General features: G+C 44.8%; 19 protein-coding genes. 15 read left to right on the top strand and 4 right to left on the bottom strand.

Annotated features, from left to right (window positions below; all coding sequences use genetic code 11):
• Positions 1-121: 121 nt before the first annotated feature.
• From OZ660_RS18220 to OZ660_RS18210, 3 genes are all read left to right on the top strand, one after another.
• Complete coding sequence (locus tag OZ660_RS18220) at positions 122-1,201, top strand: methyl-accepting chemotaxis protein (RefSeq protein ID WP_274741913.1); 1,080 nt, start codon at positions 122-124, stop codon at positions 1,199-1,201.
• Positions 1,202-1,249: 48 nt separating this feature from the next.
• Positions 1,250-2,752 carry a sensor histidine kinase gene (locus OZ660_RS18215; RefSeq protein WP_274741912.1) on the top strand — a complete coding sequence of 501 codons (1,503 nt, stop codon included), beginning with the start codon at positions 1,250-1,252 and terminating at the stop codon, positions 2,750-2,752.
• A gap of 189 nt (positions 2,753-2,941) precedes the next feature.
• Positions 2,942-4,525, top strand: a complete 1,584-nt coding sequence (locus OZ660_RS18210) for a methyl-accepting chemotaxis protein (protein ID WP_274741911.1) — start codon at positions 2,942-2,944, stop codon at positions 4,523-4,525.
• Positions 4,526-4,548: 23 nt separating this feature from the next.
• On the opposite strand, the gene OZ660_RS18205 is transcribed toward OZ660_RS18210, so the two are convergent.
• The 3 genes from OZ660_RS18205 to OZ660_RS18195 all read right to left on the bottom strand — a co-directional run bounded on the left by OZ660_RS18205 (position 4,549) and on the right by OZ660_RS18195 (position 7,224).
• Entirely contained in the window at positions 4,549-5,874 is a 1,326-nt protein-coding gene (locus OZ660_RS18205; RefSeq protein ID WP_274741910.1) for an ABC transporter permease, read from the bottom strand.
• Positions 5,868-6,554 carry an ABC transporter ATP-binding protein gene (locus OZ660_RS18200; protein ID WP_274743471.1) on the bottom strand — a complete coding sequence of 229 codons (687 nt, stop codon included), beginning with the start codon at positions 6,552-6,554 and terminating at the stop codon, positions 5,868-5,870. The genes OZ660_RS18205 and OZ660_RS18200 overlap by 7 nt, the downstream gene beginning before the upstream one ends.
• Positions 6,555-6,936: 382 nt before the next feature.
• Positions 6,937-7,224, bottom strand: coding sequence for a YebG family protein (locus tag OZ660_RS18195; RefSeq protein WP_014951121.1), 288 nt, complete (start codon positions 7,222-7,224; stop codon positions 6,937-6,939).
• Positions 7,225-7,470: 246 nt separating this feature from the next.
• Here OZ660_RS18195 and rpsF point away from each other — a divergent pair, with 246 nt between their 5' ends.
• The 7 genes from rpsF to OZ660_RS18160 all read left to right on the top strand — a co-directional run bounded on the left by rpsF (position 7,471) and on the right by OZ660_RS18160 (position 14,847).
• Entirely contained in the window at positions 7,471-7,872 is a 402-nt protein-coding gene (rpsF, locus tag OZ660_RS18190; RefSeq protein ID WP_014951120.1) for a 30S ribosomal protein S6, read from the top strand.
• A gap of 11 nt (positions 7,873-7,883) precedes the next feature.
• Positions 7,884-8,111 carry a 30S ribosomal protein S18 gene (gene rpsR, locus OZ660_RS18185; RefSeq protein ID WP_012519954.1) on the top strand — a complete coding sequence of 76 codons (228 nt, stop codon included), beginning with the start codon at positions 7,884-7,886 and terminating at the stop codon, positions 8,109-8,111.
• 26 nt (positions 8,112-8,137) lie between these two features.
• A complete protein-coding gene (gene rplI, locus OZ660_RS18180) occupies positions 8,138-8,590 on the top strand; it encodes a 50S ribosomal protein L9 (RefSeq protein WP_202262762.1) in 453 nt (150 codons plus the stop codon).
• 293 nt (positions 8,591-8,883) lie between these two features.
• Positions 8,884-12,009, top strand: coding sequence for an efflux RND transporter permease subunit (locus OZ660_RS18175; RefSeq protein WP_274741909.1), 3,126 nt, complete (start codon positions 8,884-8,886; stop codon positions 12,007-12,009).
• A 13-nt stretch (positions 12,010-12,022) separates the two neighbouring features.
• Positions 12,023-13,111 carry an efflux RND transporter periplasmic adaptor subunit gene (locus tag OZ660_RS18170; RefSeq protein ID WP_202262760.1) on the top strand — a complete coding sequence of 363 codons (1,089 nt, stop codon included), beginning with the start codon at positions 12,023-12,025 and terminating at the stop codon, positions 13,109-13,111.
• Positions 13,112-13,246: 135 nt separating this feature from the next.
• On the top strand, positions 13,247-14,332 hold the full coding sequence (locus tag OZ660_RS18165) for an MBL fold metallo-hydrolase (RefSeq protein ID WP_274743470.1): 1,086 nt from the start codon (positions 13,247-13,249) through the stop codon (positions 14,330-14,332).
• Between the two features lie 74 nt (positions 14,333-14,406).
• Positions 14,407-14,847 carry a hypothetical protein gene (locus OZ660_RS18160; RefSeq protein WP_274741908.1) on the top strand — a complete coding sequence of 147 codons (441 nt, stop codon included), beginning with the start codon at positions 14,407-14,409 and terminating at the stop codon, positions 14,845-14,847.
• Here the strand turns inward: OZ660_RS18160 and OZ660_RS18155 are convergent.
• Positions 14,795-15,433 carry an MOSC domain-containing protein gene (locus OZ660_RS18155; RefSeq protein WP_226431964.1) on the bottom strand — a complete coding sequence of 213 codons (639 nt, stop codon included), beginning with the start codon at positions 15,431-15,433 and terminating at the stop codon, positions 14,795-14,797. The two genes, OZ660_RS18160 and OZ660_RS18155, sit on opposite strands and share 53 nt — an antisense overlap.
• 124 nt (positions 15,434-15,557) lie before the next feature.
• Here OZ660_RS18155 and OZ660_RS18150 point away from each other — a divergent pair, with 124 nt between their 5' ends.
• The 5 genes from OZ660_RS18150 to dnaB all read left to right on the top strand — a co-directional run bounded on the left by OZ660_RS18150 (position 15,558) and on the right by dnaB (position 19,853).
• Complete coding sequence (locus tag OZ660_RS18150; protein ID WP_202262757.1) at positions 15,558-16,133, top strand: RNA polymerase sigma factor; 576 nt, start codon at positions 15,558-15,560, stop codon at positions 16,131-16,133.
• Positions 16,126-16,632: a hypothetical protein gene (locus OZ660_RS18145; protein WP_274741907.1), complete on the top strand. Its 507-nt coding sequence runs from the start codon at positions 16,126-16,128 to the stop codon at positions 16,630-16,632. The genes OZ660_RS18150 and OZ660_RS18145 overlap by 8 nt, the downstream gene beginning before the upstream one ends.
• Before the next feature lie 13 nt (positions 16,633-16,645).
• The gene (locus OZ660_RS18140; protein WP_226431967.1) at positions 16,646-17,632 is read left to right on the top strand and encodes a DUF4097 family beta strand repeat-containing protein; all 987 of its coding nucleotides are present in this window, start codon (positions 16,646-16,648) and stop codon (positions 17,630-17,632) included.
• 231 nt (positions 17,633-17,863) lie between these two features.
• The gene (locus OZ660_RS18135) at positions 17,864-18,334 is read left to right on the top strand and encodes a hypothetical protein (RefSeq protein ID WP_226431968.1); all 471 of its coding nucleotides are present in this window, start codon (positions 17,864-17,866) and stop codon (positions 18,332-18,334) included.
• A gap of 133 nt (positions 18,335-18,467) precedes the next feature.
• Entirely contained in the window at positions 18,468-19,853 is a 1,386-nt protein-coding gene (dnaB, locus tag OZ660_RS18130; RefSeq protein ID WP_274741906.1) for a replicative DNA helicase, read from the top strand.
• Positions 19,854-19,892: the final 39 nt, after the last annotated feature.

Here is a 19,892-nt window from a genome sequence, read left to right as displayed (position 1 = left end):
AATAACAATTGCAAAGCTCAAATGTTCTAATAACTCTACTTCAGACTAATGGTTAAGTTACTCATAATTCTGTTAATCTGACTAGTAGTACTTATAACGACAACAATACTGGTAAATACTTATGTTTGTTTCTCGCAGTAAATATGAAGAAAAAGAAGCGCAGGTTCGTCAGCTAGAAGCGCGCGTACAAGACGCTATGGACAAAGTTGCAGCGTTAGAAGCAGAAAATGCTGAGCTTTTGGCATCTGTTGAATCGGCTGCGCAAAAAAGCGTGCAGAACGATTCTGTTGTGATGAAATGTGCGGTAGATGCGCTGTCGCAAATGGCAGGTATCCGCGAAACTGTGCTAGCGACTTACGAACGCATAGATGCTGAGAATCAATCTAGTGCCGACATTAACGACATTTTTAGCTCGTCAGCAGCCACGTTAAAGAAAATTGTGAGTGACATGAGCGGTCTTAATGTTCAAATGGGCAGCATGAGCGAACGTATTTCTGGCCTGTCGACAACGGCTGACAACATCAATAAATTTGTAACCACAATTACCAGTATTTCTGACCAAACAAACCTACTTGCACTTAATGCGGCAATTGAAGCGGCGCGTGCTGGTGATGCAGGCCGTGGGTTTAGTGTTGTGGCAGATGAAGTACGAGCACTTGCTACTGAAACCAATAAGTCGGCAACAGAAGTATCTGAACTCGTTAACGGCATCATCCAGTCAACGTCAAAAGCGGTATCAGGTGTTAATGAATTACGTGGTAACAATGAGCAGCTTGAGGCTGGTATCAATGAGCTGAACGGTAGCTATGAAAGCATGGTTCAGCATTGTGACAGCATGAAAAACACCATTAACGATGGCGCGTTGAGCACATTTATTCAAACTGTGAAGCTTGATCACGTTGTGTGGAAAGCCGACGTATATGCGGTGTTGTGTGGCTACAGCCAAAAAGCGGTATCTGACTTTGGCGATCATACAAGCTGTCGTCTTGGCCGTTGGTATAGTGAAAATTCAGGCAAGCCAGTTTCACAGAACTCTGCATTTAGAGAGTTGGAAGCGCCGCATGCAGCAGTTCACAAACACGGTATCGCTGCTATGCAAGCAAAACTTAATGGCAATACTGCCGAGGCTGATGCCAAGCTCTTAGAAATGGAGCAGGCCAGTCATCGTGTGATGGCATTGCTAGATAGGTTGGCAGGCTAACATACTGGGGCGCATCGGCTGATGCGCCATTGACTAAAGGGGCTTTGAGTGAGTGGTTCCTATTCTGCAGAGCAAGAGAGAATTGCTTCGCTTGAAGCTCGGGTCAATTCGTTAGAGCGTCAGCTAAAACGTCAAAAAATTGCACGAAAAAATGCAGAGTCCTTTCTAGAAAGTTATTCTCAAGATGCCTATCTGGCAAATCAAGCGCTTCGCAAGTCGCTAAGCGACTCGAAAAAGCGAGAGCGTGAACTTCTTTATCTCAATCGCACCGCAGCAGAACTTACCAAGTCGCAGAGCTCTAAGGGGTTTATTCATTCTGCATTGTCATCTGCGGTTGAATTCAGTGGCGCTTATTGTGGCAAAGCTCTCATCGTTAAGGATAAAAAAATCGTTGTCGGAGACGACGACAGCATCTTAATGGGTAAAGGTGAGTGGCAAAGCAATACTGATATTACCGCGTTGTTTCTCGAGACATTGCCTTTACATTTAGAGGAAAGCTACGAGCATTGGTGTATCAGTGTGGCAGAGAGGCCTGACACTAAACAAGAAGCTCGTGTGCTGCATTTTATGCACGAGGTAACTAAAGGGGAATTTGCTTGGTTAGCCTTATTGACCAACGATGATAGCCTTGATGAAGAAATGTTATTTGTGCTGGACACCACAAAGCACTACATCAACTTTAACTCTCGTTATCAAAGTAAAAAAAGTTTGCTTAACCATCAGCAAGATGAACTGAGCTCTATCAAAAAAGATCGTGATACATTGGAAGCGAGATTAGTCAGCGCAGACAAGATGGCAATGTTAGGTCAACTTGCCGCAGGTATAGCCCACGAAATTAATAATCCCATCGGTTACGTAAGAAGTAACACTGTCGTAGCTAAGGAGATTTTCAACGACTATCAACATGCATTAGAGGACATAGGCAGACTATGTAACGAGGCCGGGGGCGAGCTAAAGGATAAGTTTCACGAATGTGAAAAAGGCTACTCGTTAAAGGAGAGTGCAGCTGAGATAAAGGAAATGTTTGATGAGTCGCTAGAGGGTATTGAGCGCATCATTGAAATAGTGAAAGCGCTGAGAAGTTTCTCCTACCCGGGCTCTGGAAAACACGTGAAGTTAAGTGCCATTGAGTCTATGAATTCAGCCATGAAACTCACCAACAATCTACATCGCTATAAAAACCAAGTGTCGCTATTGGCAGAGCACGGCGATGTAACATTTATGGGAAATGCCGGGCAGATTCAGCAGGTGTTAGTGAATTTTTTAACTAACGCTATTTACGCAACTCCGGAAGGAAAGCATATCTACCTAAAAGTTGAAAAGCGCGGCGATAAGGCGCTACTCATCGTCGAAGATGAAGGAATAGGTATGTCTGACGATGTCTTGCAGAAAGTGTTTACGCCTTTTTTCACCACTAAACCACCCGGTGATGGCACTGGGCTAGGCATGTCCATCTCCATGACCATAGTTGAAGAACACAATGGCGAAATTGATATACAAAGTGAAGAAAGCAAGGGCACACAGATAACGCTTATTTTGCCATTAGTCTAAAGTTTAGGGGATATAGTCTAAAGTGTGAGGCCTTAAGTCCAAAGTGCTTGCTATAACTCTCTGAAAAATAGTAACGTTCCACGATTTCGCGTTTGGACTAGACGTGTCGATTATTTGTTCTAGTCTTAACAAAGTACATAGTTCAGTTTTCTGATGGAATATGGCGTTGCTGAACGGAGAGAGCATTTTATGAGAAACAACCAGCCGGTTACCCAAAAAGAATATAAATTCCCCAAACATCACAGGCTGATTTCGTCCACCGATAAACGCGGTGTTATTAAGCATTGTAACCAAGAATTTATTGAAGCGAGTGGATACACCCGAGACGAACTTATCGGTAAGAACCACAATTTGATCCGCCACCCAGATATGCCCCCCCCTGTTTTCAAAGAAATGTGGCGTACACTGGAATCAGGCCAAAGCTGGCTTGGGTTAGTAAAGAATAGACGGAAAAACGGCGACCATTATTGGGTTTCGGCGTTTGTAACACCCGTTTACGAAGGTAACAGTATTTCAGGCTACGAGTCAGTTCGCGTCCCTGCACTTGAAGATGAAATTGCGCGTGCAAGTGAAGTGTACGCCCGCTTACAAAGTGGCAAATCGCCTATTCCTGCCACGACACAGCTAAGTCAAATGATAGGTCGTTTGTGGCCAACGTTGTTGATAGGTGTGTTACTGGTCATATCGTTAGGCGCGACCAGTGGGCTAGTGCCAGCACTCATTGCATTGGGCGCACTTCTCATATCTACCTTTGCCCAAGATGCAAAATCGCGTAGTGAGTGGAATGGGGTACTTTCATTGAGCCCTGAAAGCTACAGCAATGACATTGTGGCGCAAACTTATTTTCCTGATGCGAAACACGTGGCGCAAGCTAAATTGGCCCTTGGTTGCGAGCTTGCAAGAACGCGGACGGCGTTAACGCGTATTAAAGACGCTTCTGCGGGGTTGGAAGCCATTTCAAATACGACGCATGAGCAAGCTGAAAGTACAAGTGCGGCAGTTGTTCAGCAAAATCAAGCGACACAACAAATAGCCTCTGCGGTAACGCAAATGAGCCAAGCTATACAAGAAGTCGCTGAGCGAGTAGAGAGTAACGCAAAAAGTGCGCGCTCTGCCGCTGAAAATGTCAGTACTGGTAATCAAAAAGCCGAAGAGGCTATGCAGGCCATTGTCTCATTGAGAAAAGCGGTTGAGTCGATCTCAGAAACCGTCACAGAGCTAGCGCAATCCACGAGTGACATCGGCGAGGCAGCCAATATAATTTCTACCATTGCCGAGCAGACTAACTTACTTGCACTAAATGCAGCCATTGAGGCAGCGCGCGCAGGCGAGCAAGGTCGAGGATTCGCTGTGGTAGCTGATGAAGTGCGTACGCTGGCATCAAAAACCCGTGAGTCTACCGACAAAATTCACAATATAATCAGCGAGCTTGCCGAACGCTCAGACCGCGCCGTTCGCGTATCCACAGAAGGGTTAGCGTCTGCTGAGCACGGCAGTAATATTGTTGAAGAAACCCGAGGAGCCCTGTTTGAAATCAACAATGCGGTTAAAGGGATAGCCGATGCCACCGTTGAAATGTCATCTGCGGTTGAAGAGCAAAGTACGGTAGCCGAACATATAAACCAACAACTCGTAGAAGTTGCTGATGGTGCAGCGGAAACGCAGCGTTCTTCTGAAGCGTCACTGGCAGCAAGTAACGACTTGAAAAACACTGTTAATCAAGTTCATGAGCTCATTTTACGTTTCAGTACCAACAAGCGAGTAGGCGAATAACTTAAATAGGCGGGGTAACCCGCCTATTTGCTATTTAGACCTGCATGTAAGCCACGTCTATAAGCGGCAATTGCTGGGAATAGTGAAACGATATAAGTACTAACAAGTATAAGTGAGCCGATTATTGCACTGCTTTGACCAAAAAGTTGCCCCGTGATGAACAAACCATATTCACTGCTAAGCCATGGTTTTATCGCTGTGATTAGCCCCGCAACCAGAACTACACTGAGTATTAGACTGACAAGCGTAATAAATAGCGCTTCCAATTGGATAAGTAGTAATAAAGTAAAAGGCCCAGCCCCAATAGTGCGTAGCACGGCTATTTCTTGATAGCGCTCGCGCATACTCGCCAATAGCATTGTTGCTAAACCAACTAACGCACTAATCACAATGATCGATGATAAGCCTAGCAGCAAGGCTTCGATATTCCCCATAATTTGCCATAACTCAGCAAGCGCCATACCCGGTAAAATTGCCATTAACGGTGTGTTGTTATTCTGATTTAATTGGTATTGCAGTTGAAGCGCGGTAACACGGTTTTTAAGGCCCAGCATAACCACAGACACTAGCTGTGGTGCAAACTCATTACTGTTGTAGCGAATCTCAGTTGCGTTATGTTTAGTTACATTATTCTCATCATGCTCATGCTCATGCTCATGCTCATCGAGTTTGGGCTTGCTAATAGAACGCATTGAACTATTTTTGCCCCCAGCTTGGTGGCTGTGCGCTTTTTCTAACCCTTCAAGGGTTACATAAACGGCCTTATCGACAGGCGTGCCAGTCTTTTCAAGGACCCCAGCTATGACAAATGGGTGGGTATCGTGATTATTGAACGACACGTTACCCAAGCCATGGGATATTACGATTTTGTCGCCTACCTTATAGCCGAGCGTTTGCGCAATATCGGCACCTACCACGGTAGACAGAGGTTGGGTGAAGTTGCTTCCATGGGCGAAAGCAAGCGCTTGCTTATCACCATACTTAAAGTGCGTAAAAAATTGATTGTTTGTGCCTATAACACGAAACCCTTTGTGGGTGTCGCCCAAAGACAATGGAATTATCCATGCCACTTGCTTGTTCGACTCAAGGGATGCAACGCTATTCCATGGTATCCCTTTAGATGGTGTGCCAACGTTGAAAACCGACGAAAGTAACAAATTAAGCTGCCCGCTTGGTGCGCCAACAATTAAGTCAACACCCGAGACCGTGCGTGTGAAGCTGGTTTTAACTTGAGTACGCACAATATCAACCGTGAGCAAAAGACAAACGCTAATGGTGATACTTAACAGGGTCAGCAATGCGGTGTGCTTGCGTCGTTTTAAACTCGCTAGTGCAATTGTCGTTAGCATTGACCCGCTCCTTCACCCGCATTACCCTGCCTTTTAGTGCTGCTGGCAAGTAGTTCCTTAATGTCTAAATGCGTTTTGAAATAGGCGGCCATTGCTGGATCGTGACTGACAAACAATAAGGTGCTGTCTTTTGCAACTTCTTTAAGTAAAGACATGAAACTATCTCGCGCGGCTACATCTAACGCAGACGTTGGTTCATCTACAATTAAAATTTGTGGCGCGTTGACAAGTGCTCGTGCAATAGCGACGCGTTGTTGCTGTCCAATGCTCAAAGCATCAGCTTGTTCGCTTAACACATTATCAGGTAATTGGAGCTTTTCGATTAAGCGTTGAATTTTCTGGCTGAGGGCGTCACTACCTAATGTGTTTTTGGCAAAGTAAGCAGCAGCACGAATATTTTGTTCGACTGTTAGATAGGGAATTAAATTGAACTGTTGAAATACAACACCGATATGCTGTGCCCTAAAATTATCTCGCTGACGATTTGATAACGTTGAAAATGGGCGGCCGAGTAAGGATATTTCGCCACTTGTTGGTGTCAGTGTGCCGCTTAGTAAGTTGAGCAATGTACTTTTACCACTGCCTGAGGGGCCCGAGAGAAAAATATGTTCGCCCTCTGCAACTTGCCATTTGTCTATGGCTAGTAGTGGTGACACTGATTTGTTGTAAGCAAACCGCATCTGGTTTACTTCGATGGCTGGCGCGTTGTGGACTATCGGCAATTCGTTTTCTATCACACTCTTTTAAACCTGTAATTTCTGACAACCTAATAGCAATGAACTTAAGCGCTTTTAGCTTATCACTATGTTTTTCAGCTCGCTCAAATTACAGCGTGTTCTCAATACCATATGGCAAAACCACACAGCTAAACCACAAGGCCAAATCACAAGAATAAACCATAAGCCGTGTAAAAAATAATAAAGGTTTGAGCCTAAGCGCTGTAGTCGCGTTATGTTATCAAATAACAATCGCGACTACAGTATCAGATAAGTTTTTGCTCGCAGAAACGAGTTAAGTTGTCGAGTGCAGCTTTGTATTTTGGGTGTGTTCTAGCTTAAAACGTTAACCATTAGCCTGTAGCTTCACCACTTCTGCGCTTTCGTCTTCTAACACGCTTTCTGCAGTAGCACCTTTAAAGATTTTGCTAATTTTATCTTTGTTTTTTGACAGCATAATTGTCAGTTCTTCCACTACGCTGTCATCTAGCTTGATGCCCTTCGCATGAATGTAGTCGGCAAGGTTGTCTGCTGCGTCGAGCATTTTGTCGTACTGATCGGCTTCTTTTTTGTCGGTAGTTACCAATTTTTCTACCCCTTTGTGCGTAACAACATACTGTGTGGTAATGGCCATGGTAGGTCCCCTGTTTATTAAAGACACAAAAACTGTACAGTAATTTACTGTATAAATAAACAGTATTTTAATTAAATGTTTGAGTTTTATTAGTGAGAGAAGGGTAACAAGCCGTTTTAAAGGTGATTAATGCTTGTGCAATTGGTAACCGCTGCGTATAATGCGCGCCCTTACAGCCATCCCAATTCGTTCCTTGTCTCCATGCAGTCGGCTGTACTGTCGAGGCTACAACCGTAAGGAGCTATAATGCGTCATTACGAAATCGTATTTATGGTTCACCCTGATCAGAGTGAACAAGTACCTGGTATGATCGAGCGTTATACCACAATCCTAAAGCAAGACGGTGGTCAGATTCATCGTTTAGAAGATTGGGGCCGTCGTCAACTGGCTTACCCAATTGAAAAGCTGCACAAAGCCCACTACGTACTAATCAATGCTGAAGCGTCTGCAGAAGCTGTTGATGAATTGGAAAATGCTTTCCGTTTCAACGACGTGATCCTACGTAACATGGTTATGCGCACTAAGACTGCTGTGACTGAGCCTTCTCCAATGATGAAAGAAGAGCCTCGTCGTGAGCGTCGTGACGATTCTGCTCCTCGCCAAGACCGCGCGGAAAAGAAAACTGAAACCACTGAAGACAACGCTTAAGGAGATCACCCATGGCTCGTTTTTTCAGACGTCGTAAGTTCTGCCGTTTCACTGCAGAAGGTGTGACTGAAATCGATTACAAAGATATCGCTACTCTTAAGAACTACATCACTGAGAGCGGTAAAATTGTCCCTAGCCGTATTACTGGTACAAGCGCAAAATATCAGCGTCAGCTGTCTTCTGCGATCAAGCGCGCACGTTTCCTTGCGTTGCTTCCGTACACTGATTCACACAAGTAATTTGGCGAAAATAAGGGTTAGCTAAGATGAATATCATCCTACTAGATAAAATCGCCAACCTTGGCGGCCTGGGCGACCAAGTGACTGTAAAGTCTGGTTACGCTCGTAACTTCCTTTTCCCACAGGGTAAAGCGGTTCCTGCAACTAAAGACAACGTTGAAAAGTTCGAAGCACGTCGTGCTGAACTTGAAGCGAAAATTGCTGAGCAACTAGCTGCTGCGAACGCACGCGGTGAGAAAATTGCTGAGCTTGCTGAAGTTACAATCGCAGCACCAGCTGGTGACGAAGGTAAACTGTTTGGTTCTGTTGGTACTCGTGACATCGCTGATGCAATCACTGCAGCTGGCGTTGAAGTACAAAAAGCAGAAGTTAAACTACCTACTGGTACTCTTCGTGAGACTGGTGAGTATGACATCGACTTACAACTTCACTCTGACGTTATCACTTCAATCAAAGTGATCATCATTGCTGAAGCGTAATCGCTGACGTATTTGAAAAAGCCGCTCTTTTGAGCGGCTTTTTTGTGCCCGTTTGTCACTACGCGCTGATACTCGTATGTCATACGGCTGCGTTAAATGTAACAAATTAATTACAATCTCGACCAATAACCTAAAATCCAAGTCCACTTATCTGCGATAAATAGCGGTTTTTAAGCCACATTTAAAAGAAATGTTAATTATCGCTAAAAATCTTCGTATCACGGTTTTAAACTTTTTCTGTCACTTCTGCGACCTATAGTAAATCGAACTATAAAAAGCATAAGTACCACGTTATGGACATCACTCGTGCAGCAATAAAAAACGCAACTGGGGTAGGTATCGGCATTACATTGCTGGTATTTCTTGGGCTTTACAGTCTATTTAATTTACCCGTTCAGTTATTTCCCGATATTGATCGCCCCTATATCAATATTCAAACTTCGTGGCGGGCTGCGTCCCCGCAAGAAATAGAATCAGAGATTATAGAGCCTCAAGAAGAGGTTCTGCAGGGTATACCTGGGCTTGAGTCGATGAGCGCATGGGCAAACCAAGGTAATGCATGGATAAACCTTGAGTTTGGTTTAGGTACGGACATGCAAAAAACGCTTATTGAAGTGATTAGTCGCATGAACCGTGTTCCACCTCTTCCACGGGATGCCCTATCGCCCAACATAATGCTTGCTGGCAGCGGTGGTGATGCCCCCGCGCTTACCTATTTCTTCTTACAACGCTTGCCCGGCAACCCTAATGAAATTAATACTTACGTTACTTATTTTACTGATGTAATTAAGCCGCAGCTAGAATCTATTCCTGGCGTAGCACGAGCAAGGATGGAAAGTGGCGTTGGTGGCGTTGAAGAATTCCAAATTGTTTTTGACCCATTTAAAGCTGCACAACTGGGTATTAACCTAAGTGCAGTTGCCAATGAACTTGGTCGCGCCAATGATATTTCTGGCGGGTTCGTCGATGTTGGTCGCAGACGTTACACACTGCGCTTTGAAGGGCGTTATCAACCTACTCAAATGGGTGAGATGATCCTTGAATGGCGTGACGGTAGCCCGATAACGTTAAATGACATTGCTGAGATAAAAATTACACGTGCTGATGGCAATAACGCAAGCGTACAAAACGGCAACCCAGCAATTTCTATTCGCGTTGACAGACAAAATGATGCCAACGTACTGGCAACGCTTGAGGCGGTTAAGGCAAAGGTCGACGAAATTAATCGCAATGATCTTGCTGCGCAGCAATTGGTGATGGCACAAAGCTTTGACGCATCAGTATTTATTTATCGCGCGGTGCAGTTAGTAACGAGTAACTTGTTTATAGGTGTGGCACTTGCTATTGGTGTGCTGTGGCTGTTTATGAGACAGCTTCGCGCAACACTCATTGTGGCATTGGCTATCCCAATCTCGCTTCTAAGTACCTTTGTCGTGCTTCAACTGACGGGACGCTCATTAAATATTATCTCATTGGCAGGGCTTGCATTTGCCGTTGGCATGGTACTCGATGCGGCCATTGTCGTGCTTGAAAACATAGTACGTACACGAAAGAGCGTAGGTAGCGACGAAGAAAGTGCACATAAGGGCACTAAAGAAGTGTTTGGTGCACTGATGGCGTCAACAGCCACAACAGTAGCTATATTTATTCCGGTTATGTTTCTCGAAGATGTAGAAGGACAGCTATTTGCGGACCTAGCGCTTACTATTGCCATCGCGGTATGTATGTCGTTAATTGTGGCGGTTACGGTACTACCCGTTGTGGCGGCCCGTTATCTACAAGGCGATATGCCTGAAGATAGTTTGAAACGTGTTTGGGAAAAAATAACCCAGACGATAATGCATCTGTCTTCAACACCACTAAGAAGGGTTGTTCTTGTCGCTACATTAATGGGCATTCCTATTACGGGAAGCATGCTATTAATGCCTTCGATGGACTATCTGCCGCCAGTGAAGCGCGATGCTGTCGACGCCTTCTTAAGTCTGCCAGCAGGTGCCAGTGAAAATTTCATTTCAGAAGAAGTTATCCCGATTGTCGTTGAACGACTAAAGCCCTACATGGATGGTGAGAAGCAGCCTGCCCTAAAAAATTACTACATTATCACCTGGCCTAATGGCGGTACATTAGGGGTGCGGGCGAAAGACCAGTCTAAAGTGAAAGAACTTGAAACTATCGTGCGTGATGAAATCCTTAAAGATCTTCCTGATACGCAGGCCTTTGCCCAACAAGGTAACTTGTTTGGTGGTTTCGGTAATGGGCGCTCCATTGCTATTCATCTGCAAGGTACTGACCAAGATATGTTGGGTATTGCTGCACAAGCTGGTTTAGATAAGCTTCGAGAAGTCTTTCCCAATGCCAATGCGCGCTCTAATCCGCCGCTAGAACAGGCTGAACCCGAACTGCGTTTTTATCCAAACGATAGCAGAATGATGGAAGTCGGACTTAATCGCGGCGGCATGGGTAACCTAGTGCGTGCTATGGGCGACGGTATGTATGTGGGCGAGTACTTCGATGGCATAAAGCGCATGAACATTATTTTTCGCTCTGAACCGTGGCAAACACCTGAAGATTTAGGTAGCACCCCCATCATGACGCCAGTTGGTGAAGTGGTGCAACTGGCTGATTTGGTTGAAATTGAACGCGCGGTAGGTCCAAGTCGAATTCAGCGTATTGAAGGTCGTCGTACCTTGACGATAAACGTTAATCCGCCCGAAGGAATGAGTCTTGAACAAGCCATGAATGTCATTAAGTCAGAGGTAGAGCCCGTCATTATGAGCATGATGCCATCTGACGGTGCCATCAACTATGGTGGTAGCGCAGATAGCCTTAAAGGCGCTATTTCATCAATGGCTGATAACTTCCTCTTTGCCATGATTCTATTATTACTGCTAATGGCAGGGCTGTTTAAGTCACTGAAAGATAGTGTGTTGGTTGTATTGTCTATTCCTCTGGCCACTGTGGGTGGTGTGGTAGCGATACGCATAATGAATACCTTCATGTTCCAACCCATGGATTTATTAACCATGATTGGCTTCATTATTTTATTAGGCTTGGTGGTGAACAACGCCATCTTGCTCGTGCATCAAACCCGACTTGGTGAACAGAAGGGGCTAAGTCGTGACGCAGCCGTTGAGCAAGCCATTGAGCTGCGCCTGCGCCCCATCTTTATGAGCACGCTGACATCAATATTTGGCATGTTGCCCCTGCTACTTATGCCCGGCGCAGGCAGTGTGATATACCGCGGTTTGGCTGCCGTTATCGTTGGTGGAATGACCGTGAGTACCGTTTTCACTTTATTGCTTCTGCCTACGTTGTTGAGAATGACAGGCAGCAAAGCCGTCACCCCAATTTCACATGACACTGTGGGAGGTATTACACCTAGAGCAGTGAAACTAAACAAACACAGTGATCATTTATAAAGGATTTAGTCTCATGAAAACATTAACGCGTTCAGTTGTTTTGGGTATGTCAGCATTGACGTTAGTTTCTTTCTCGCAGGCATCATTGGCACAGGAAAATAGCGCACCACCGCCGGTGCTAGTGCAAGTTGATGAGGCCCGTGAACAAGCTATATCTCAACTCACGTGGGTACCAGGTACTATTCTAAGTCAAACTGATGCGAACTTGGCTTCTGAAGTTGATGGTCGCATTACGTGGATGGCTGAAGTAGGGGATATCATCCGCGCCGGTGAACCGCTCGTCGTTTTAGATGATACGCGCCTAAACATCACATTAAACCAAAACAAATCGAACATAGCGCAATGGCAGTCTCAAGTTACGTTGTTTGAAAAGCGTCTAGCGCGTTATGAAAACCTTAAAGCCAATAACAACATGTCGCAGGGTGAACTTGATGCTGTTGAGGCTGATTTAGAGAATGCAAAGCAAGAGTTGGCACAAGCAAAGCTCGACTTGTCGTTTACCGAATACCAACTTGCTCAAAGTAGGGTAAAAGCGCCTTTTACCGCATTGGTTGTTGAACGACTTCAGTCACCCGGTGAATATACAGGCGTTGGGCAAACCCTGTTACGTGTAGTGAATCCGGATAACGTAGAAGTACAGGTACGCGCACCACTCACTGTTTTGCCTTATATTGAAAGTGGTATGGCTGTCAGTGTGCAAAGTAAAACGCACCAGGTAGAAGAAGCAATCAGAGCCATTGTGCCTGTGGGTAACGCTAACTCCAGAATGATGGAGCTACGCATAGCAATAAAGCCAGGCGATTTTCCAATAGGCAGCGCAGTGAGGGTCGCGATTCCCAGTAGCGATACCCATGACGGCGTTACGATCCCTCGCGACGCACTGGTACTGAGAAAGTCAGGGACTTACATTTATCAGCTCAATGAAAATAACGAAGCTCAGCAGGTCAAAGTTCGCACGGGTGTGGGCCTAGGCGAACGTATTGAAGTGTTCGGTGAAGTTAATCCATCGCAGTATGTGGTAGTGCGTGGCGCAGAGCGTCTACGCGAAGGTCAGAAAGTAAGATTCGAAGAAACAAACAGTACGCTAACCGCCAAAAATTAATAATTTCTTACGCTTAAGTGGGGCAGTTGCCCCACAAATTAGGTAAAGTGCCTGATTATTAATGGTGTTTATCAGGTATGTTTAGTGAAGCAAAAAATAGTCAGCACCCGTTTATATCGCAACGCAAGTACAGCAATAAAGGCCAGTGCGCTCACATTATCAGTGGGTATATTAGTTGGATGTGCAACGCAAAATAATGTAGAGCGTGTTGTGGGTGAAAATTCTGTCATCACATACACTGACGTTGAAGGCTACGTAGACAGATTCAGCAATATCTATGATGATTTCAAAGACTACCCCGTAACGTGTGAAGGCGATTGTTACCCTGCCACAAAAGATATTGTGTGCGAGGATACTATGCAGCATTGTCAGTACCAAGGTGATCGCCCGTCGATAGATTTAAACACTGGTTTTTCGATTAAATGGCTTGGGCATGCAAGTTTTGCAATTACCACAGACAGTGGTGAGCAATTTCTTATCGACCCCGTATTTGGACAATTCGATTGGCCTGTTAACTGGGCATTTAGGCTGTCTGAAGGATTCAATCGCAAGCCAGCTTCATTGCTAACTGATGAAGAGTTAGCGAATACGGATGCGGTGTTATATTCCCATATTCACTATGACCACTTTAACAAAGCCGATATAAGTGAACTTGGTAATCAGCCCACTTACCTTGTGCCTTTGGGGTTTGCCGAGCATTTCGAGGATAACGGCTATGCCATTAAAGAAATGGCGTGGTTTAGTTCGCAACAAATAAACCGCACAACGGCGCACTTCGTGCCAGCTCACCATTTTAGTAATCGCATTTGGGTTCCCTTTATTCACGAAGACAACAACGCTACGCTGTGGGGCGGATGGGTGCTAGAGAATAACGGAAACACATTATTTTTTGCTGGTGACACCGGCTACTCACCGCACTTTAAAGACATCAATGAACGCTATGGACCCATTGATGTGTGTCTTTTACCTATCGCGTCGTACTTCAGTGAAGAGTCCCCTAGGTGGTATCGAAAAGTACATACTACGCCAGAAGATGCGATTATTGCCGCTCAAGAGCTCAACTGTAAGGTTGTGATCCCTTGGGGGTATGGCAATGCTAGCTGGCGAATGGGAGATAAAACATCACATTCAGCCTTATTTCGATTGCTACATATGAAAGAACAGCTAAATACTGATGTGCCGTGGTATGTGTTAAATGAAGGAGAGTCGGTGAAATTTTAATCTTGTAGAGTACGTAAGATTGGACTAATATTTCTCCAGTTTCTTTAATGCAGCTTTACATTCAGGGATTGAATATGCTCACAACGCGCAAGGAAGTCGTCTTATTTTTTGCTTTTAGCCTGTTCGGTTATATAGGCGCTTGCAGCTACTTTTTGAAACAAGCGCCTGTCACACAGCCAGCGCCATTTAACGTGTGTATACAGAGTTGTACAACAACAGTTGAATACTCGGTTGCCTACCCCTCAGAACAATACGTCTTCAAAGGTACGATAAAGTCGATATTTGAAAAGTATCGCCAAGAAGAGGTGGGTTATTATTTAACGTGTTCAGAGCATTATTGTGCGCTGTCTATATACGTTAACGCACCATCGCAGCTTGCGCCCCTATTGCAGGCAGTTAACAAGCAGTTCTCCCCACTTATTAAAGAAGAAGCGGGGGCACCGCAAAACTGGTTAGACAGTACTATTTATTTGCTATTTTCTCACACTTTAAACGCCATTCATCGTCCAGCGTAGGCAGAGCAGCAAGCCTAGCTGCCAGTGCAGCATCGACTTTTGTATGCGCGCATTGCATTAACGTATGCACATCAACAGTGTCAGGCTCTCGGTGCAGGAGAGTGACTGTGTCACCCACGCTAATAGTGCCGGTTTTAATGACGCGATAGTACCAACCCGTTATACCTCGCTCGCCCACAAAGCGATCCAGATTAGCGATACCATAGCGCAGCGATATCTTGTTACACGGCGCGCGAGGCGCGCTCACTTGCAATTCCACGTCGCCAAACTGCCATATGTCGCCAATGCAGACAGTCGCATCATCCATGCCTTCAACACTGATGTTTTCACCGATACTACCCACAGAAAATTCGCCATCGGGAAAATGTTTTGCAAGGGTAAGATAGTTAGTTGGACAGAATTGGTGAAGTACCTTCTCAGGTCCACCATGAAGACGTAGGTTCGCTTGCTCATCTTCATCAGTGCTGTCTATATTGACGGTTAATGTATTTACTGCACTTTTTATAATACTACTGGGTGCACCTCTAGGCCCTAGCGGTTGTGGCTTCCCAGCAAAAAGTCCATTCACTTTAAACGATGACGTCATGGTTTCTCCAAAAAAAAATTTTGTGCATTTAAACCTTTCTCCTATAGGGTACGACTAACCTTATAACACTAACAAGTGCCACGATGAAAAAGGCGCTAATCCATATAACGATTAAGAGAACAACATGGAACACACACAACAACGTGTTGTACACGCCAATGTGGTGTTTGGTAGCAAAGACGAAGAGAGTTTGATCGCGTCGGCGAAGCAGGGTAACAAGCACGCGTTTCGCCAGCTGTACGACAAACATATTGGTAGAGTCTACGCCTTATGCTATCGACTTACAGGTGACAAAGGAATGGCTGAAGATGCTTCTCAGGAGGTGTTTATTCAGCTGTGGCGAAAGCTTGAAAATTTCGATGGTCAAAGTCAATTTTCAACGTGGCTACATAGCGTAACGGCAAACATAACCATTTCTTACATTCGTAAGCAAAAAGGATGGGTCCAACGCATGTTCAATCTTGAAGCGAGTGGCATCCATGAGATGACGGCTGAGTCAGATAGCACTGACATTGATTTAGAAGCACTTGTTGTACGGTTGCCAGAGCGCGCACGAATGGTGTTTGTACTGCATGCATTGGAAGGTTATCGCCACGAAGATATTGCAAATATGCTGAACATGGCGGTGGGATCAAGTAAAGCGCAGTTTTTTCGCGCAAAGCAGCTTTTGAAAGAATTTATGGGGTATGACAATGAGTAATTTTGATGAACAACTCGCGCGACATATCGCTGAACTGAACAAAGAAAAACAACCCGAGCGTGATTTATTTCGCGGAATTGAACTGGGTATTGAAGCGCAAAGAGATAGCGAGGCAAATACCAATAATCAAGGCGTTACGCCCAAGCAGTGGATGGCCATTGCCGCAAGTGTGTGCCTAGTTACGGTATTGTGGTTTTCCGCGCCTTTTGCTTTTAAGCCTGATGACGCGCGCAGTGATAATTACGCCTTAATCGATGCAATGAGTACGCAGCAGCAACAACAAGTCAGTAGCTTGCTAGCAAGTTACCAAAGTACGCCAGCGTTAACTGAAGACTGGCAACAGCAATTAAAAGAATTAGATGATGCAGCAGATGCCATTAAAGCCGCGTTGAAGGAAGATCCTGATAATTCGGCGCTAATCAAAATGTTACATCACGTATATCAACAGCAAATTGCCTTAATTGAGCGAGTGCACGCGCCAAAGTGGCAGCAAATTTAATAAGGGTCAGAAAATGATGAGTAAGAAAATGACGGAACTATCTAAAATGATGACAAAGGCGTTTGGCGCAACGGTGTTACTAACAATCGCACTTAGTGTGAGCGCAGGGGAGAAAGTAGACAAAACCCTTGATACTTCTTCGTCACCTAAAGTCGATATTGAGCACGTCAATGGTAAGGCAGACATTCGCGTGTGGGACAAGTCTCAGGTAAGAGTTACAGGCGAATTGGGTGATGATACAGAAGAGTTTGTATTTGAAAAGCGCGGTGATGTTGTCGTTATCCACGTTGAAGTAGAGCGCAGTAACAAGAGTTGGTACAAAAAGAGTAAAGACGGTGATGACCTCACTATCTTCATTCCAGCTGACAGTGATTTGCACTATGAAGCGGTCAATGCAGACGTAAAAGCCGAGGGTATCAAGCGTTCGGTGAATATTGAAGTTGTTAACGGTGATGTGTCAATTAACGATGTAGGCGAAAAAGTTGAGGTGGAATCGGTCAACGGTGATATTTCAATGACAAATGTGCGTGGGCGACTTGAAGCGGAAGCGGTGAATGGTGACATCGACGCGAAGCATACGGGTAAAGAAGAGGTGTCTGTTGCCACAGTAAATGGCAAAGTGAGCGTTGAATCTAACAGCCCAGACGTACAGGTAGAAACGGTTAACGGTCGTATTGAGCTAAACTTGCAAGAGGTTGATACTCTTCACATCAATACGGTAAATGGACGCACTTATGCAAGTTTGTCGGTTAATGATAACGGTAGTGTTAAAGCAAATTCAGTTGGTGGCACGATTGAGTTAGTGTTCCAGAAAGATGTGTCTGCGCAGTTCGATATTGAAGCCCATGCTGGTGGTGACATCATCAACAAAATCAGCGATGAAAAAGCCAAGGAACCTAAGTATGGACCTAGCAGCTGGTTACGTTTTATCAATAATGGCGGTGCAGCAAATGTAGATATCTCGACAGTTCACGGTCGCATCGTAGTAGACGAAAAATGAATAAGCTATAGTCAACGCAATCGTTGTTGTGGGTTGAAAAAAGTGTTTTAGTCCACATTTATTAATCAATTAGTCATAAAGCTGCTTTTCTAAGCAGCTTTTTCTTTTCATCGTAAAGGCGTGGTAATTGAGCGCAATTACGCAACAAATTCTGTTTTTACTGCTCTATGTTTTTCCACATATGTCGTTGAATCATGTTAGAAGGTAAGGCACGTTTTTAAGGAGAAAACATTGAGTATCTCAGGACACTTCAAACGGTTTTGGCGTTTTCATGGCCTAATTTTAGGCGCAATGAGCATTTCAGTACTGACACTAGGTTGCGCCGTACAAGAGCCCGCTTTTTATGAAGGCACATGGGTAGTGACTGAATCTTATCAATCAGGTGCAGATTCAGGCTCTGGACTTGAAACACAGCGTATTTTAGGTCGCTCCATTACTTATGAGGCCAGTTTCGCCAAGCTCGATCAGTATCAATGTGATACGCCAACTTATGCTTCAGAAGAATTGAATGTAGAGGAGTTACAACGTCAGTATCACGTTTCTGCACAGGCGCTTGGTTTTTCAGATGACACGATTACTCAAGTGCAGCTGGATTGTGCAAGTCTCGATAAGCCACTTGGTGCGACCTTGCTGTTCCAAGAAAATACGTATGCATATACCACCATTGATGGTGTCTTCTTTAAATTAGAAAAAACACTGTAAGCGTTATCCACAAAACCATATCAAGTCAGAATTTATGCTTTTAGCATAATTCTGGTTGTTCGTTTGTTGAGGGTTAAGCGTTAAAAGCGCATAATAACCAACTGACTTTTGAAGATTGGTAAAGGGTTGTTTTGTGGCTTCTGCTCCTAAAAGCGATAAGAATGTAGAGAAATTGAAGGTTCCTCCTCATAGTATTGAGGCTGAGCAGTCTGTTTTAGGTAGCATGCTTATCGATCCAGATAGTTGGGACAAAGTTGCAGAACTCATTACCGACACCGACTTCTATAATCGCTCCCACCAAATAATTTTCCGCGCGATTACTCGTTTACTTAATGCCAGTAATCCTATTGACCTTATTACGGTCTCAGAAGAGTTAGAAAAGCACGATGAACTCGATGATGCAGGTGGTTTTGCTTACCTAGGCGAGCTCGCAAAGAATACGCCGAGTTCAGCTAACGTAGTCTCTTATGCACAAATTATTAGTGAGCGCGCGATCACTCGTGAACTTATTGGGGTGGCTCATGAAATTGCCGAAGTGGGCTATAACCCTGAAGGTAGAGATAGTGCAGATATTCTAGACCTTGCCGAAAGCAAAGTGTTCGAGATTGCCGAACGTAGAACCGGCGAAAACGAAGGTCCTCGCGGCGTAGAATCCATTTTAAGTAAAACTATTGACCGCCTTGAAGAGTTGGTCAAAACCAATAAAGAGGTAACCGGTGTTACCACTGGGTTTACCGATTTGGACAAGATGACCAGTGGTCTTCAGCCTTCAGATTTGATCATTGTGGCAGCACGTCCATCAATGGGTAAAACCACATTCGCAATGAACTTGGTCGAAAATGCCATGATGGCAGAAGATAAACCAGTGTTAGTGTTCAGCCTTGAGATGCCTTCAGAGCAAATCATGATGCGTATGCTTGCGTCACTAAGTCGCGTTGACCAAACAAAAATTCGTACTGCTCAGCTTGATGATGAAGACTGGGCGCGAATTTCTAACACTATGGCAATGCTTAAAGATAAAGATTGTTTATTTGTGGATGATTCGTCGGGTCTAACACCAATGGATGTGCGCTCTAGAGCGAGAAAGTTGGCTCGTGAACGCGGTGGTATCAGCCTTATTATGGTGGATTACCTTCAGCTAATGCGTGTGCCTTCACTTAGCGATAACCGTACTTTGGAAATCGCGGAAATATCACGCTCACTTAAGGCGCTAGCAAAGGAGCTAGAGGTTCCTGTGGTCGCATTGTCACAGCTAAACCGTACGCTAGAGCAAAGAGCAGATAAACGCCCAGTTAACTCTGACCTCCGTGAATCAGGATCAATCGAGCAGGATGCCGACCTTATTATGTTTATTTATCGTGATGAGGTGTATCACGAAAACAGTGAGTATAAAGGTATAGCTGAAATTATTATTGGTAAGCAGCGTAACGGCCCAATCGGCACATGTCGCTTAACGTTCCAAGGGCAGTTCTCACGTTTCGATAATTACGCTGGACCTGCAATTGCCGATGAGTATTAACATCAGAAACAAAAAAGGCGCCGTCTCGAAAGAGCGGCG

The sequence above is a fragment of the Alteromonas sp. 009811495 genome (genome assembly GCF_028865455.1).
In the GTDB taxonomy this organism is placed as follows: Bacteria; Pseudomonadota; Gammaproteobacteria; order Enterobacterales; family Alteromonadaceae; genus Alteromonas.
This window is presented reverse-complemented; position numbering and strand designations above follow the sequence as displayed.